The following is a 14,029-nucleotide window of genomic DNA, read 5'->3' as shown; positions in this document are numbered from 1 at the left end:
GAGGAATTCGCCAGAGCGGGCGCTAAAAAAACAAAACCCCCGGACTCTCATCCAGGGGTTCTCAGTGTACTTCGCAGAAATTACGCTTCGATAGCGGCGCGAAGTTTTTTCATGGCGTTCTTTTCAAGCTGACGCACACGTTCAGCGGAGACGCCGTAGCGGTCGGCCAGTTCCTGCAGCGTGGACTTGTTGTCTTCGTCCAGCCAGCGGGCACGGATAATATCCTGACTACGTTCGTCGAGGCCTTCCATCGCATGGGTGAGCTTATTCGCGGCCTGATCTTCCCAGTTATCCTCTTCAATGCCGTCAGCAAAGTTGGAGGTTTTATCCTGCAGATACAGAACCGGGGCCATTGGCTGGCTGTCAGAGCCGTCGTCGTCGGAGGACATATCAAACGTCATGTCCTGCGCGGCCATACGGGATTCCATCTCACGCACATCTTTGCTGGATACACCCAGCTCGCGCGCCACCATTTCCACTTCATCCTGATTGAACCAGCCCAGACGCTGCTTGGTTTTACGCAGGTTGAAGAACAGTTTACGTTGCGCTTTTGTCGTGGCGACTTTCACGATACGCCAGTTGCGCAGCACGTATTCATGAATTTCTGCTTTGATCCAGTGTACGGCGAAGGAGACCAGTCGCACACCCACTTCCGGGTTAAAGCGACGTACAGCCTTCATCAGACCGATGTTACCTTCCTGAATCAAGTCCGCCTGCGGCAGGCCATAGCCCGCGTAATTACGAGCAATGTGAACAACAAAGCGCAGGTGAGACAGGATCAGCTTTTTCGCTGCTTCCAGATCGCCCTGGTAATGCAGCTTTTCAGCAAGCTCCTTTTCTTCCTCGGCCGTTAACATCGGCCAGGTGTTCGCAGCCCGGATGTAAGATTCCAGGTTACCAACAGGGGCTAAAGCTAAAGTTTGCATTTCTTTGGTCATTCATTCCTCTCAATGTTTCTTCTGGTCCAGGTTGTCCCCGTCAGGCAACAACCATGCCAAAGCGTTTGAGCAACGAGATTAGCATTCACTCTTTTATCAGACAGTGATTTTATCCACAAGTTCCAGGTGCAACAGTGAATAAATTACGCACAAAATGTGACATGGAGATGATAACAGGGGAAGAGACAACAGAGACGCTTTCCCTGCAGAGCGAACATCTCGGTGCAGGGAAAGATTATATCACGCTTTTATTAGTCGGGAGTAAAGTGGCGTAAATGTTGAACGGTCGCCAGCCAGGCTGCCACCCAACCAATCATCGAGCAAACCAGCAGTAATAACAGGCACTCGTCAAACCCTAAGCCACTGATATCAAACTTAGTTCCGAAAACCTGCGCCACTTCCGTCACGGCCGATGACAAACGCATCACCAAAATTTCTGACAAAATCAGTGAAAGAAATGCGCCGGAAAAACCGAGCAATGCGCCGCCATAGAGGAACGGACGAAGGATGAAGCCATCCGTCGCGCCAATCAGTTTCTGCACGTTAATGGTATCGCGGCGAGCAAAAATGCTCAGGCGCACGCTGTTACCAATGACGAGGAACACCGCGGCCACCATCAGTACGCCGATCATCGCCGACACACGTCCCACCAGCCCGGTCAGCGCGGCAAGACGGGCAAACCAGCTGTCGTCCATGCGCACTTCATCAATTCCGTTAATCCGGGTGATGCGATCGCGTAACGTATTTAGCGAATCGGTCCCCTGGAAATCGAGCTTCGGGATCACCACCGCCACCGCAGGTAACGGGTTCTCTTCGAGCATATCCAGCGCGCCGCCAAAACCGGACCAGTTGCGAAACTCGCCCAGCGCTTCTTCACGGGAAAGATAGTTGACCTTCTCCACGCCCTGCTCGGCCTGGATTTGCCCGACCACCTGCGCCGCCGCGTTATCGTCGAGCGCTTTATCCAGATAAACGGTGATCTGCGGCGACGGATAATACTGGGACGCCGCCTGGTTCACGTTCTTATAAACCATGTAGCAGACGCTTGGCAGCGTCAGGGAGATGGCGATGACCATCACCGTCAGGAACGTTGCCAGCGGTTTGCTTTTCAGATCCTGCAACGCGCCGTGGAAAGCGTAGCGCACCTGCTCGTTAAACACGTTGGTTTTGCGCGAAGCCGGCTTTGGCGCCGCTTTCTGGCGCTTGGGTGCGTTACGATTGCCATCACCGCCACCCTGCGGCTTACGGAAACGGTCAAACCGGTTCCCGAACTGCCGAATCTGGTTCATTGCATCACGCTTGTTCACCATGGCCTCCGTGCAAATGTCCATCGCTCAGAGTCAGCATGCGGTACGAACGACGGGAAATCAGCCCGATATCGTGCGTCGCCATCAACACTGTGACCCCAACGCGGTTGAATTCCTCAAACAGACGCAAAATCCCTTCGGAGAGCGCATCGTCCAGGTTACCTGTGGGTTCATCCGCCAGCAGTACGGCCGGCTTGTTCACCACCGCACGGGCGATGCCCACACGCTGTTGTTCACCGCCGGAGAGCTGGATCGGGAAGTTCTTCGCTTTGTCCAGCAGCCCAACCTTATCCAGCGCCGCAGAGACGCGACGACGGATATCATCATAGCTGGCACCGGCAATAATCAGCGGGATAGCGACGTTATCGAAAACGGTGCGATCCATCAGCAGATGGTGATCCTGGAAAATCATGCCGATCTGACGACGCAGGAACGGCACTTCACGGTTCTTAAGACGGCTAATATCATGGCCGCTGAACCAGATTTTCCCGGCGCTTGGCCGTTCGATCCCACAGATAAGCTTGAGCAGAGTACTTTTCCCCGCGCCGGAATGGCCGGTCAGGAATGCCATCTCGCCTGGCTGCAGGTGGAATGTGACTCCCTGCAGCGCTTGTCTCCCACCGAGATAGGCCTTGCTGACGTGTTCAAAGCGAATCATTGTTAGTCCTCTCGGGCAAATAGTGCCTCAATAAAGTCGTCCGCTTTAAACGGACGCAAATCCTCAATACGCTCGCCCACACCGATGTAGCGGATAGGAATGCCGAACTGGTCGGCTACGGAGAAGATCACCCCGCCTTTCGCGGTGCCGTCCAGCTTGGTCAGCGCGATCCCGGTCAATCCTACCGCTTCATTGAACAGCTTCGCCTGGCTAACGGCGTTCTGTCCGGTGCTGGCGTCGATAGTCAGCATAATTTCATGCGGTGCATCTTCGTCCAGCTTCTTCATGACGCGGACGATTTTCTTCAACTCTTCCATCAGGTGCGATTTGTTCTGCAAACGCCCTGCGGTGTCAGCAATCAGCACGTCCACGTTACGGGACTTCGCCGCCTGAATGGCATCAAAAATCACGGACGCGGAATCCGCGCCAGTATGCTGGGCAATCACCGGAATGTTGTTCCGCTGGCCCCACACCTGCAGCTGCTCAACCGCCGCCGCACGGAAGGTATCGCCCGCCGCCAGCATCACCGATTTGCCCTGCTGCTCGAACTGACGCGCCAGCTTGCCGATAGTCGTGGTTTTACCCACGCCGTTAACACCCACCATCAGAATAACAAATGGCGTTTTGCCTTCAATATTAAGCGGTTCATCAACTTTTGCGAGAATTTCACCCATCTCGTCTTTCAGCAGGCCGTACAGTGCCTCGGCATCGCGCAGCTGTTTGCGGCTTGCCCCTTCGGTCAGGCTGGCGATGATCTTACGGGTGGTTTCCACCCCCACGTCAGCGATCAGCAGTTGCTCTTCCAGCTCTTCAAAGAGATCGTCGTCGATCTTCTTGCCGCGGAACAGACTGATAAATCCGGAACCCAGATTTTCTTTGGTTTTTAACAGGCTGCGCTTCAGACGGGCAAAGAAACCTTCTTTGGTCGGTTTTTCCTGCTCCTGAACGATCTCTTCTTCAGCCTGCTCCTGCTCTTCCACCGGCACGACGATAACCGCGTCTTCAGCCGCTTCCGCCGCCAGCGCCTGGGCTTCCAGCTCGTCGTCGGTCAGCTCTGGCTCAAGCGCCGCCTCTTCTTCCACCGCCTCAACAATTTCAACGGTTTCCGCTTCGGCCTGCCACTCTTCTGCAGATACCTCTTCGGCTTTAACCTCTTCCGGCAGCGGCAGCTCTTCATGTTCGATAACGGCCTGCGGTGCGTCGGTAACGGCTTCGGGCACAACCGGTTCTGGCTTCTCGCTCTCCTGAACCTGTTCAGTGACTTCAACCACCTCTTCAGCAAACGATTCAATCTCTTCTTTGCTGTGGACAGGTTCTTCCGCTTCGATAACCGCAGCGGTTTCTACAGGCGTTTCAGGCTGTGACTGCTCTTCTACAACCTGTTGTTCTTCGGTTTTCTGTTCTGTTTCTTGCTCTTTTTCACCGAAACCCAACCAGGAAAAGAAGCCACGTTTTTTTTGTTTTGCCATCTGCGACTACACTCCTCGCGGCGCTATATACAGGGAAGCTAAAAAAATGATGAAATAGTCTAACACTTTACTTAATTGACATCACCGCCCGCAATCGCAGGGCAATGGTTAACAGAGCTTTCCAGAGATGAAGAAACCCACCCGCGCCCCGGCCGGTCAAATTCGAATTATCGGCGGTCAGTGGCGAGGCCGGAAATTACCGGTGCCGGACAGCCCCGGTTTACGCCCGACAACCGACCGCGTTCGCGAGACGCTGTTTAACTGGCTCGCCCCGTCAATGGTAGATGCCCACTGCCTGGACTGCTTCGCCGGCAGCGGTGCATTAGGGCTCGAAGCGTTGTCGCGCTACGCCGCCAGCGCCACGCTGCTGGAGATGGAGCGCGGCGTGGCACAGACGCTGCAGCAAAATCTGGCGACGCTCAAAGCGAGTAACGCCAAAGTCGTAAACACCAATACCCTGAGCTTCCTCGCGCAGAGAGGCACGCCGCATCAGGTGGTGTTTGTCGATCCGCCGTTCCGTAAGGGGCTGCTGGAAGAGACGTTATCCCTGCTGGAACAAAACGGCTGGCTGGCGGATGACGCATTAATTTACGTTGAAAGCGAAGTGGAAAACGGTCTTCCGCCGGTGCCCGCGCACTGGGATCTGCACCGCGAAAAGGTTGCCGGTCAGGTCGCTTATCGTCTTTATCACCGTCAGGTACAAGGAGGCTCTGATGCCGGTACTGATTAACCTGGGACGTTTGCTGATGCTGGGCGTCTGGGCATTTTTGATTTTGAATCTGGTGCACCCGTTCCCGCGCCCGTTGAACATCTTCGTTAACGTGGCGCTGATTTTCACCTCGTTCATGCACGCCCTGCAGATGGTAATGCTGAAAAACGGCCTGCCAAAAGATGGCCCGCCGATGACCGGCTGGCAGCAACTGCGGGTATTTATTTTCGGCGTGTTTGAGTTGCTGGTGTGGATGAAGAAGTTTAAGGCGCAGGTGAAGAAGTAGGGTGCGGCCTGATGCCCTCACCCTAACCCTCTCCCACCGGGAGAGGGGACCGATCGCGCATTATTCCGCCCTAAAACCTTCAAACCGCGACCCTTTGTAGCTCAGCATTCCTTTCTCACCCACCGTCAACTGGTGGTACTGCTGCGCCTCCAGGCGGAAAGTCATCTCAAGCCCGCCGGTTTCCGGCTTAAAGCTGGCTTCATAGCGCATCGTCGCGCCCGCAGGCGTAACCTGCTGTTGGCGAGAGCGTCGGTCGTTGAGGGCTTTTTCGCGCTTATTGCTCACCACCACCCGCTTTTGCATCAGCGGTGCGGCATCGTTATCCGCCTTTTCCCGGCGCTGCTGCACGAAGCGAAACGAGGCGGCAATGACGATAATCGCTACCACGATAATGAAAAACAGCGGCATCTTGCTCATTGGAACATCCCATCAGATTATGCGGAATTCAGGATACCTCGCCTGCCCCGGCATTGCCAAACGCCCGCCCGCGTCACTACACTGGATCAGAAACTGATTATTCAGCCTTAACAGTTACAGGGAGTTAATATGCTTTGGTCATTTATCGCTGTCTGTTTTTCCGCATGGCTTTATGTTGATGCGTCCTACCGTGGCCCAGCCTGGCAGCGCTGGTTGTTTAAACCCGTCACGCTGTTGCTCCTTCTGCTGCTTGCCTGGCAAGCGCCGATGTTTAACGCCATCAGCTACCTGGTTCTCGCCGGGCTGTGCGCGTCCCTGATTGGCGATGCCTTAACTCTGCTCCCGCGTCAGCGTCTGCTGTATGCCGTTGGGGCGTTTTTCCTGTCGCATCTGCTGTATACCATCTACTTCGCCAGCCAGATGACGCTCTCCTTCTTCTGGCCGCTGCCGCTGGTGCTGCTGGTGATTGGCGCACTGCTGATAGCGGTGATCTGGTCGCGTCTGGAAGAGATGCGTTTGCCGGTCTGTACATTTATCGCCATGACGCTGGTGATGGTGTGGCTCGCTGGCGAGCTCTGGTTCTTCCGCCCGACGTCTCAGGCGATGTCTGCGTTCTTCGGCGCAGCACTGCTCTTACTCGGTAATATCGTCTGGCTGGGCAGCCACTATCGCCGTCGCTTCCGCGCCGACAACGCGATTGCTTCCGCCTGCTACTTTGCCGGGCACTTCCTGATTGTGCGTTCGCTGTATATCTAAATAACGCTTGACTCTGGAGTCGACTCCAGAGTGTATGCTGCGGTTAATGAGAAAATTATCATTACCGGAGACTGCCATGTCGACTCCAGAAACACCTAAAAAAATCCCACAATTTTCGGCACTTAAGCTCAGCCCGGCTCCGCCAAAAGAGGACTGCTGCTGCGAGGGGAGCTGCGAAACGCAAGCCGACGCGCTGCCCGAAAGCGGTAATCGCTACAGCTGGGCCGTCAACGGTATGGACTGCGCAGCCTGCGCACGTAAAGTGGAAAATGCGGTCAAACAGGTGCCGGGCGTCAGCCACGTTCAGGTGCTTTTTGCGACCGAAAAGCTGTTAGTCAGCGCCGACAAGGATGTCAGTAAGCAGGTTGAAGCCGCCGTCAGCAAGGCGGGATACACCCTGCGCAGCGAAACAGCCCCTGTCGAAAAGACCGCCTCCCTGAAGGAAAATCTGCCGCTCATTACCCTCATCATCATGATGGCCCTGAGCTGGGGTCTGGAACGGATCAACCATCCGTTTGGCAACCTGGCGTTTATCGCCACCACGCTGGTCGGACTGTTTCCGATTGCCCGCCAGGCATTACGTCTGATGAGAAGCGGCAGCTGGTTCGCCATCGAAACGCTGATGAGCGTGGCGGCGATCGGCGCGCTGTTTATCGGCGCGACGGCGGAGGCGGCGATGGTTCTGCTGCTGTTCCTGATCGGCGAACGACTTGAGGGCTGGGCCGCCAGCCGCGCGCGTAAAGGGGTGAGCGCGTTGATGGCACTGAAGCCGGAAACCGCGACGCGGGTTAACGAAGGCAAACGTGAAACGGTCGCCATCAGCACGCTGCGCCCGGGCGACGTCATTGAAGTCGCCGCAGGGGGGCGCTTGCCTGCCGATGGCGCACTGCTTAGCGCCACCGCAAGCTTTGATGAAAGCGCCCTGACAGGGGAATCCATTCCGGTTGAGCGTGCCGCGGGAGAAAAAGTGCCTGCAGGCGCCACCAGCGTTGACCGCCTGGTGCAGCTTGAGGTGCTTTCCGGGCCCGGCGACAGCGCCATCGACCGTATCCTGAAGCTGATTGAAGAAGCTGAAGAGCGTCGTGCCCCCGTCGAGCGTTTTATCGATCGCTTTAGCCGGATTTACACGCCCGCAATTATGCTGGTTGCTCTGCTGGTTACGCTCGTTCCACCGCTGTTCTTTGGCGCGCCCTGGGAGGGCTGGATTTATAAAGGTCTGACCCTGCTGCTGATTGGCTGCCCGTGCGCGCTGGTGATCTCCACGCCAGCGGCGATCACCTCCGGTCTGGCGGCAGCGGCACGTCGCGGAGCGCTGATTAAAGGCGGCGCGGCGCTGGAGCAGCTGAGCCAGGTTCAGCATATCGCCTTCGACAAAACCGGCACGTTAACCGTCGGCAAACCCCAGGTGACCGGCATTTATCCGCAGGATATCGCTGAAGATGAACTGCTTACCTTAGCCGCCGCCGTCGAACAGGGTTCCACCCACCCGCTGGCGCAGGCCATTGTGCGGGAAGCGCAGGCTCGCGGATTACCGATTCCGGCGGCCACCGCCCAGCGGGCGCTGGTCGGGTCTGGGATTGAGGCCAACGTCGACGGTAAAAAGGTCCTGATTGTCGCGGCGGGTCACTCCCCTTCCGCACAGGTTCAGGCGTTAGAGCAAGCCGGGCAAACTGTCGTGGTTGTTATGCAGGACGGCGTGACGAAAGGGATGCTGGCGCTGCGCGATACCCTGCGTGATGACGCGAAGGAAGCCATAGCGGCGCTGCATCAGCTGGGCGTGCAGGGCGTGATCCTGACCGGGGATAACCCACGTGCGGCGTCAGCCATTGCGGGTGAACTGGGACTGGAATTTAAGGCTGGATTGCTGCCCGCCGATAAGGTCAGTGCGGTAACCGAACTGAACAGCCACGCCCCGCTCGCGATGGTCGGGGACGGCATTAACGATGCACCCGCGATGAAAGCATCCACCATAGGCATTGCGATGGGAAGCGGCACCGACGTGGCGCTGGAGACGGCAGACGCGGCGCTGACGCATAACCGTCTGACCGGGCTGGCAGAGATGATCGGCCTGGCGCGGGCGACGCGAGCCAATATCCGCCAGAACATCGGGATTGCGCTCGGACTGAAGGGGATTTTCCTGGTGACGACGCTGCTCGGCATGACCGGGCTGTGGCTGGCAGTGCTGGCGGATACGGGGGCAACGGTGCTGGTGACGGCGAACGCCCTCAGGCTGTTGCGTCGTCGATAAAAAAACGCCCGGTGGCGCTAACGCTTACCGGGCCTACATGTTCTGCCAGATCGTAGGTCGGGTAAGGCGAAGCCGCCACCCGACTTTTTTATAAGAAATAGCTCATCGCCAGGCCTAAAAACAGCACCAGCCCGACATAGTTATTATTCAAAAACGCTTTAAAGCAGGCTTCACGTTCGCGTTTGGCAATCAGCTTTTGCTGGTAAGCAAACAGCAATCCCGCCACCAGCACCGACCAGTAAAACTCCCAGTTCAGCCCGTTCAGACGGCCAATCGCGACCATCAGTGCCAGTACCGCGACCTGTAAAATGCCGATGATCAGTTTGTCCTGACGTCCAAAGAGAATGGCGGTCGATTTAATACCAATTTTCAGGTCATCGTCGCGGTCTACCATCGCGTATTGCGTGTCATACGCCACGGCCCAGAGAATATTCGCCAGGAACATCAGCCAGCAGCTGAGCGGTAGGGATTCACTCACCGCCGCAAACGCCATCGGAATCGACCAGCCAAATGCCGCGCCCAACACAACCTGAGGCAGATGGGTATAGCGCTTCATGAACGGATAAACCCAGGCCAGCGCGAGCGCAGCGACGGAAAGCAGAATTGTCATGGTGTTCAGCGTTAACACCAGCAGGAATGAGAGCAGCACCAGTACGAGGAACAGCACGCGGGCTTCTTTTCCGGTCACCTGGCCGCTGGGTAACGGACGGTTGGCTGTCCGCTTTACATGGCCGTCGAATTTACGATCGGCATAGTCATTCACCACGCAACCCGCCGCGCGCATCAGCCAGACACCGGCGACAAATACGCCCAGGATCCATAGCGGCGGTACGCCCGGCGTTGCAACCCACAGCGCCCATAAGGTCGGCCACAGCAGCAGTAACGCGCCAATAGGTTTATCAGTACGCATTAAGCGGTGATACGCCAACAGCTTATTCTGCGTCAGGCTCCACTCCATTTTTTCTTCCTCTTAGTACAACGGTGATGCCGGTAAAAAAAGTTCCGTCAGGATTAACGGCTTACCGCTCAGGCGAAGGCGGGAACGGCGTCCCCACAGTTCGGCATCACGCCCAATCTCAATAAAATCCCGGGTCAGCTCAGATGAGGTAAAAAGATAACGTCCCAGCGGGGTTTTCCCCAGCCGCTGCAGCGCCAACTCAGGCCCGGAAAGGGTGGACTCGGGCACTACCGTCCGTCCGGCAAGCCAGGGCTCACCATCGGCACAGAGCAAAATTTCGCGCAGCCAGTAGCGTTCCTCTTGCGGCAGCAGCGGCAGCTCGCTGGCGATCTCATCGCCGGAGACAAACCCTTCCTGTATCAGGGTCACCGTGACCGTTTTACCTTGCTGTTCAAAACGTTTCGTCATGGAATCTTCCAGCAGCAACCAGTCCAGTTGCTGCGGATCAAGCGCAGGTATTTGGTCGAAATAGCGCAGCGCACGCAGTTGCGTTAGCGCGGGGTGTGACATGCCAGACTCTCCGATACATAACGTAATGGCATTGTATCGCAGAAACACGGATTGAGGGGGGCCAAACGTTATTTAACGATCACGATCGCAACATGGATGCAACAGCCTGGCGGACACGAAAAAAAGTGCGCCCACTCAGGCGCACTAAACTACTGACAAATCAGCACTGTGGGGAAACGGTTACCCCTTGCCTTTTACACTGCTGATAAAGGTGGAACGGGCAGTGGTTGAACCTAAACGTTCGGCTTCATCAAGCAGTTTCAGCGCTTTATCGACATCGCCGCGCTTCACCGCCTGCTTAATGGCGTTGTTGAAGTATTCTTCGGTGTCGTTCAGTACCGGCTCGGCTTTCTTCGCCGGTGCTGGTGCAGCGGCAGTTGCGGCAGGAGCTGCAGGTGCTGCATAGACTGGGGCAGCGGTATTGCCCACGGTTACCGGACCCGGGCCAGACGAACCAAACAGTGGGCCAACCAGTACGCTGGAAGCACTATTGGTGGAGACTTTTAGTTTGACCAGGCCATCGGTGGTATGGCGAGCAAGCGGGTCAGGAATATCCGGAACAGAGTTTCCGGTGCCTTTCGCATAGGCTTTCGCTGGATCAACCAACTTCGTCGTCTGCTGCAGATCTTTTTCCGTTGTGAAGACCAGGACGTAAATTTTCTGCTGGCCAAGAGCTGGCGTCAGGCGCATAACGCCCTGCAGCCGATCAGCACTCATCACGCCCGGTTCCTGGTAGCTAAAATAATCACTCGGGAAGAAGGCTGATGGCGTCATGTTTTGATCGAGAATCAGCACGTTCGGCGCAAATACGCTGGTTTGTTTATTAACTTCGCTGGTCAACGTCAGGGTCAGCTCGCCGATATTAGCGGGTACGCTGAAAGCGGCAACGGGACCGCTGATGCCGGGAACATTCAGAGATTGACCGCCAGCGGAAAGCTGAGTGGTTTGTACTTTCGATTGATCGACCGGTGTCCACACCAGTTGCTGAAGCGCCGCCGGCGGAATTGCAGGCGCGGCACTGGTATTTTGAGGAACAAAATTGACATCTGCAAAGGTGACCGCCGGAACGCAGGCCAGCAGCCCCGCAGAGAGGCACAGCGCGACGAAACTTTTCTTCATTTTCATTGTTATTACCTCTAATAGCGTGAGCACTGCGGTGGCCAGGCAATAGCGCGCAGCACCCTAAGGATTGAGGGGCTTACGCCCCTCTTTTTTAGGTCATTACGTCAGGTCTAACGAATTACCACCAGATTTCCATCTGGGCACCGAAGGTCCACTCGTCGTCGTCGCCACGGCTGAAGGTTTTCGCAGAAGTGTCACTGTAAGCCACACCAGAGGTGTAACCCGTATCGCTGTTGTTTGCGTAACCCCATTTCTCATCCCACTTCGCGTATGTTGCGAAGACACGGATAGCCGGACGGGACCAGATGCTGTCGCCAGCCTGCCATTGCTGTGCCAGGGTGATTTTGTACTGACTGTTTTTCTCGTCAGTTTTCTGAGATTTGACGTTGTCGTAGCCCACTTCCAGCAGGGTGCTCATGATTGGCGTCCATTTGAACATCGGACGAACACCCACAGTCCACCACTCGGTACCGTTGTTGTTGTCACGATCGATGTTCTGGTACATACCGACGTACATCAGGTCCCAACGGTCTGCCAGGGTAATTGCACCGTGGTCCAGCACACGCCACATGGAGCCGTCGTTATCAACGCTGCCGCCCTGTGGAATCCCTTTACCGTTGGAGGTCATGGAGTCCGTACCATACTGCAGTACGAACTTGTTGAAACCTTTCAACATGCTCTGGGTGTGCTCAGCAGTGAACAGCCAGCCATCTTTAGAAGCGCCAGGCTGCAGGTAGTAGTCGTCAGGAATGTTGGTGTGACCGTAGTCGACACCTAACTCCAGGGTGCCGCCCGGGTTGGTTTCCAGACCCGCTAAACGAACATCGAAGACATCGTTTGGTACAACGTTGTCGTAAATACGATCGCCGTTCGCATCACGATCGGCGAAGGTTGCAGAACCGCCTGATTCAGAAGAACGGGTTGCAGCCAGAGAGAGCTTACCGAAGCCCAGGTCGATGTTTTCGATACCCGCACCAGGACCCGAAATATCCCAGTAGTAGAAGTCGATCATGTGGACGTCATGACGCTGATAGAAACGCTTACCGGCCCAGATAGTAGAACCTGGCAGCCATTCAATCAGGTTTTTACCCTGCACGTTTGCTTCACGGAAGGCCGGGCTGGTGGATTCCCAGTCATTCTGCTGAGAAACGGAATACGCAACGTTAGTGTCGAAGTAGAAGCTCTTATCGCCCTCTTTCCACACTTCCTGGCCCAGTTTCAGCTCGGCATAGGTTTCACATTCGTTACCAAGACGGTATTTACTTTGTGCACCGGTTGCCTGGAAACATTGTTGTTCACCGCCACTCCCGGTCCAGCCGATGCCGGAACGAGCATAACCTTTAAAGTCCACAGCACCCGCCTGGGCAGACAGGATGCCTGCCGCAACGGCGATTGCCAGAGGGACTTGTTTGCGCAGAGTAATCATCATTCTATCTCCTGAGATCATTGCTTTTCTTTGAACACTTCACCTGTCGGTTTCGTGTCTTCTTTTGGGATTGCTTAAACGCCTGGCTCTTTATGCAACCGACGACATGCAGTGCCATCCTCACGGAACAGATGGCAACGCTCTGGCGGCAAGCCGATAGCGAATGTGGCACCCTCTTCTACCAACACCACGTCATTCTGGCGGTAAACCAGGTTCTGACGAATGGCGGGGATCTGGATATGAATCTGTGTTTCGTGACCAAGCTGTTCAACGACCTGAACCTCACCTTCCAGCGTCACATCGGCAATGTGACTCGGCAGGAGATGCTCAGGGCGGATACCGAGGGACATGTTTGCCCCGACCTGTACGTTGGCGCTGTCCACCGGCAGCCAGACTTGTTGGCGGTTTGGTAGCTCCACCTGTACCTGTTCAATGGCCGTTGCAGTCACTTTAACCGGCAGGAAGTTCATCTTTGGCGAGCCAATAAAGCCTGCAACAAAGCGGTCTGCCGGGTAGTGATAGAGTTCCAGCGGTTTGCCCACCTGCGCCACGCGACCGGCATCCAGCACCACGATTTTGTCGGCCAGCGTCATCGCTTCGACCTGATCGTGGGTGACGTAAATCATCGTGCGGCCAAGACGTTTGTGCAGACGGGAGATTTCGATACGCATCTGAACGCGCAGGGCGGCATCCAGGTTAGAAAGGGGTTCGTCGAGCAGGAACACGCGCGGTTCGGCCACCAGCGTACGGCCAATCGCCACACGCTGACGCTGACCGCCGGAAAGCGCTTTCGGTTTACGCTCCAGCAGGTGCGCCAGCTGTAATACTTCCGCCACCTGGGTGACGCGCTGGTTAATCACGTCTTTCTTCGCGCCGGCCAGCTTCAGGCCAAAGGACATGTTCTCGGCAACGGAAAGATGGGGATAAAGTGCATAAGACTGGAACACCATACCGACGCCACGTTCGGCAGGCGGAATGTCGTTCATTCGGGTATCACCGATCAGCAGGTCGCCGCTGGTGATGGTTTCAAGACCGGCAATCATACGCAGCAGAGTAGATTTACCACAGCCTGATGGGCCGACAAACACCACAAACTCACCTTCAGTGATGTCCAGATTGATGTCTTTTGACACCACTACGTCGCCCCAGGCTTTCGTTACATTACGCAGCTGTACGCTCGCCATGCCCTTCTCCCTTCGTTACAACCTGTCACCGACAGAAACAT

14 protein-coding genes are annotated in these 14,029 nt (G+C 56.0%); 4 read left to right on the top strand and 10 right to left on the bottom strand.

Going from position 1 to position 14,029, the window contains the following annotated elements:
• Positions 1 to 80 precede the first annotated feature (80 nt).
• From rpoH to ftsY, 4 genes are all read right to left on the bottom strand, one after another.
• Complete coding sequence (rpoH, locus tag G0034_RS01265; protein WP_014882115.1) at positions 81 to 938, bottom strand: RNA polymerase sigma factor RpoH; 858 nt, start codon at positions 936 to 938, stop codon at positions 81 to 83.
• Between the two features lie 251 nt (positions 939 to 1,189).
• Positions 1,190 to 2,245 carry a permease-like cell division protein FtsX gene (gene ftsX, locus G0034_RS01260; protein WP_014882114.1) on the bottom strand — a complete coding sequence of 352 codons (1,056 nt, stop codon included), beginning with the start codon at positions 2,243 to 2,245 and terminating at the stop codon, positions 1,190 to 1,192.
• Positions 2,232 to 2,903 (bottom strand): cell division ATP-binding protein FtsE, encoded by a 672-nt coding sequence (gene ftsE / locus G0034_RS01255; RefSeq protein WP_014882113.1) that lies wholly within the window; start codon positions 2,901 to 2,903, stop codon positions 2,232 to 2,234. The genes ftsX and ftsE overlap by 14 nt, the downstream gene beginning before the upstream one ends.
• Positions 2,904 to 2,905: 2 nt before the next feature.
• Entirely contained in the window at positions 2,906 to 4,372 is a 1,467-nt protein-coding gene (ftsY, locus tag G0034_RS01250; RefSeq protein ID WP_047027904.1) for a signal recognition particle-docking protein FtsY, read from the bottom strand.
• A gap of 127 nt (positions 4,373 to 4,499) precedes the next feature.
• Here ftsY and rsmD point away from each other — a divergent pair, with 127 nt between their 5' ends.
• Both rsmD and G0034_RS01240 read left to right on the top strand, forming a co-directional pair.
• Positions 4,500 to 5,102 carry a 16S rRNA (guanine(966)-N(2))-methyltransferase gene (gene rsmD / locus G0034_RS01245; protein WP_045268810.1) on the top strand — a complete coding sequence of 201 codons (603 nt, stop codon included), beginning with the start codon at positions 4,500 to 4,502 and terminating at the stop codon, positions 5,100 to 5,102.
• On the top strand, positions 5,086 to 5,367 hold the full coding sequence (locus G0034_RS01240; protein WP_014882110.1) for a DUF1145 family protein: 282 nt from the start codon (positions 5,086 to 5,088) through the stop codon (positions 5,365 to 5,367). The genes rsmD and G0034_RS01240 overlap by 17 nt, the downstream gene beginning before the upstream one ends.
• A 60-nt stretch (positions 5,368 to 5,427) precedes the next feature.
• On the opposite strand, the gene G0034_RS01235 is transcribed toward G0034_RS01240, so the two are convergent.
• The gene (locus G0034_RS01235; protein WP_014882109.1) at positions 5,428 to 5,784 is read right to left on the bottom strand and encodes a DUF2500 domain-containing protein; all 357 of its coding nucleotides are present in this window, start codon (positions 5,782 to 5,784) and stop codon (positions 5,428 to 5,430) included.
• A 129-nt stretch (positions 5,785 to 5,913) separates the two neighbouring features.
• Here G0034_RS01235 and G0034_RS01230 point away from each other — a divergent pair, with 129 nt between their 5' ends.
• Positions 5,914 to 6,540: a lysoplasmalogenase gene (locus G0034_RS01230; protein WP_014882108.1), complete on the top strand. Its 627-nt coding sequence runs from the start codon at positions 5,914 to 5,916 to the stop codon at positions 6,538 to 6,540.
• Positions 6,541 to 6,616: 76 nt separating this feature from the next.
• Positions 6,617 to 8,788 carry a Zn(II)/Cd(II)/Pb(II) translocating P-type ATPase ZntA gene (gene zntA, locus G0034_RS01225; protein WP_179120431.1) on the top strand — a complete coding sequence of 724 codons (2,172 nt, stop codon included), beginning with the start codon at positions 6,617 to 6,619 and terminating at the stop codon, positions 8,786 to 8,788.
• 88 nt (positions 8,789 to 8,876) lie between these two features.
• On the opposite strand, the gene ubiA is transcribed toward zntA, so the two are convergent.
• From ubiA to malK, 5 genes are all read right to left on the bottom strand, one after another.
• Complete coding sequence (ubiA, locus tag G0034_RS01220; RefSeq protein ID WP_014882106.1) at positions 8,877 to 9,746, bottom strand: 4-hydroxybenzoate octaprenyltransferase; 870 nt, start codon at positions 9,744 to 9,746, stop codon at positions 8,877 to 8,879.
• Positions 9,747 to 9,758: 12 nt separating this feature from the next.
• Positions 9,759 to 10,256: a chorismate lyase gene (ubiC, locus tag G0034_RS01215; protein ID WP_014882105.1), complete on the bottom strand. Its 498-nt coding sequence runs from the start codon at positions 10,254 to 10,256 to the stop codon at positions 9,759 to 9,761.
• 180 nt (positions 10,257 to 10,436) lie between these two features.
• Complete coding sequence (gene malM / locus G0034_RS01210) at positions 10,437 to 11,381, bottom strand: maltose operon protein MalM (RefSeq protein ID WP_014882104.1); 945 nt, start codon at positions 11,379 to 11,381, stop codon at positions 10,437 to 10,439.
• Between the two features lie 115 nt (positions 11,382 to 11,496).
• Positions 11,497 to 12,807, bottom strand: a complete 1,311-nt coding sequence (locus G0034_RS01205; protein ID WP_014882103.1) for a maltoporin — start codon at positions 12,805 to 12,807, stop codon at positions 11,497 to 11,499.
• 71 nt (positions 12,808 to 12,878) lie between these two features.
• Complete coding sequence (gene malK / locus G0034_RS01200) at positions 12,879 to 13,988, bottom strand: maltose/maltodextrin ABC transporter ATP-binding protein MalK (protein ID WP_023331782.1); 1,110 nt, start codon at positions 13,986 to 13,988, stop codon at positions 12,879 to 12,881.
• Positions 13,989 to 14,029: the final 41 nt, after the last annotated feature.

The sequence above is a fragment of the Enterobacter sp. T2 genome (assembly GCF_010692925.1).
GTDB classification, from domain to species: domain Bacteria; phylum Pseudomonadota; class Gammaproteobacteria; order Enterobacterales; family Enterobacteriaceae; genus Enterobacter; species Enterobacter kobei.
This window is presented reverse-complemented; position numbering and strand designations above follow the sequence as displayed.

Coding starts and splice junctions, on each gene's coding strand:
- rpoH (WP_014882115.1), bottom strand. CDS start 938: ATGACCAAAGAAATGCAAACTTTAGCTTTAGCCCCTGTTGGTAACCTG.
- ftsE (WP_014882113.1), bottom strand. CDS start 2,903: ATGATTCGCTTTGAACACGTCAGCAAGGCCTATCTCGGTGGGAGACAA.
- ftsY (WP_047027904.1), bottom strand. CDS start 4,372: ATGGCAAAACAAAAAAAACGTGGCTTCTTTTCCTGGTTGGGTTTCGGT.
- rsmD (WP_045268810.1), top strand. CDS start 4,500: ATGAAGAAACCCACCCGCGCCCCGGCCGGTCAAATTCGAATTATCGGC.
- G0034_RS01240 (WP_014882110.1), top strand. CDS start 5,086: ATGCCGGTACTGATTAACCTGGGACGTTTGCTGATGCTGGGCGTCTGG.
- G0034_RS01235 (WP_014882109.1), bottom strand. CDS start 5,784: ATGAGCAAGATGCCGCTGTTTTTCATTATCGTGGTAGCGATTATCGTC.
- G0034_RS01230 (WP_014882108.1), top strand. CDS start 5,914: ATGCTTTGGTCATTTATCGCTGTCTGTTTTTCCGCATGGCTTTATGTT.
- zntA (WP_179120431.1), top strand. CDS start 6,617: ATGTCGACTCCAGAAACACCTAAAAAAATCCCACAATTTTCGGCACTT.
- ubiA (WP_014882106.1), bottom strand. CDS start 9,746: ATGGAGTGGAGCCTGACGCAGAATAAGCTGTTGGCGTATCACCGCTTA.
- ubiC (WP_014882105.1), bottom strand. CDS start 10,256: ATGTCACACCCCGCGCTAACGCAACTGCGTGCGCTGCGCTATTTCGAC.
- malM (WP_014882104.1), bottom strand. CDS start 11,381: ATGAAAATGAAGAAAAGTTTCGTCGCGCTGTGCCTCTCTGCGGGGCTG.
- G0034_RS01205 (WP_014882103.1), bottom strand. CDS start 12,807: ATGATGATTACTCTGCGCAAACAAGTCCCTCTGGCAATCGCCGTTGCG.
- malK (WP_023331782.1), bottom strand. CDS start 13,988: ATGGCGAGCGTACAGCTGCGTAATGTAACGAAAGCCTGGGGCGACGTA.